This is a genomic window from Pseudomonas viridiflava, assembly GCF_900602065.1.
Lineage (GTDB): Bacteria > Pseudomonadota > Gammaproteobacteria > Pseudomonadales > Pseudomonadaceae > Aquipseudomonas.
Genome location: NZ_UWFN01000037.1, coordinates 1 through 388 on the forward strand (window position 1 = coordinate 1; position 388 = coordinate 388).

Here is a 388-nt window from a genome sequence, read left to right on the forward strand (position 1 = left end):
GCCAGGCATCGCCTTTGTCGTCTAGGCGAATCGCCAACTGTTCCGTCGTGAAAGAATCGACCTTTTTGCCCGCTCAAAAGAAAAGAAAAAAACCGACGTCCGTGATGCCCTTGCATTCGACCGGTCACGAACAGGGCTCCCTGCAGCAGATCGATGTGCTGCGCGAGAGCGAGCGTCAATTCAGATTACTCGCCGACAACATGAGCCAGCTGGCCTGGACGGCTGATCCCCGTGGCCATGTTCAGTGGTACAACGAACGCTGGTATCTGTATACCGGTTCTTCGCTTGAGGCAATGCGGGCGCTGGGCTGGCGTTCCGTTCTTCATCCCGAGCATCGCGAGCGCGTTATGGCCCGTCTGCAATACTGCTTTGCGACAGGCTCCATCTG

General features: G+C 57.0%; 1 protein-coding gene. It reads left to right on the forward strand.

The window, feature by feature from the left end; genetic code table 11:
* Positions 1-104 precede the first annotated feature (104 nt).
* Positions 105-388: PAS domain-containing protein (locus tag EE949_RS00195; protein WP_122661876.1), on the forward strand; the 284-nt coding region annotated here is incomplete at its 3' end.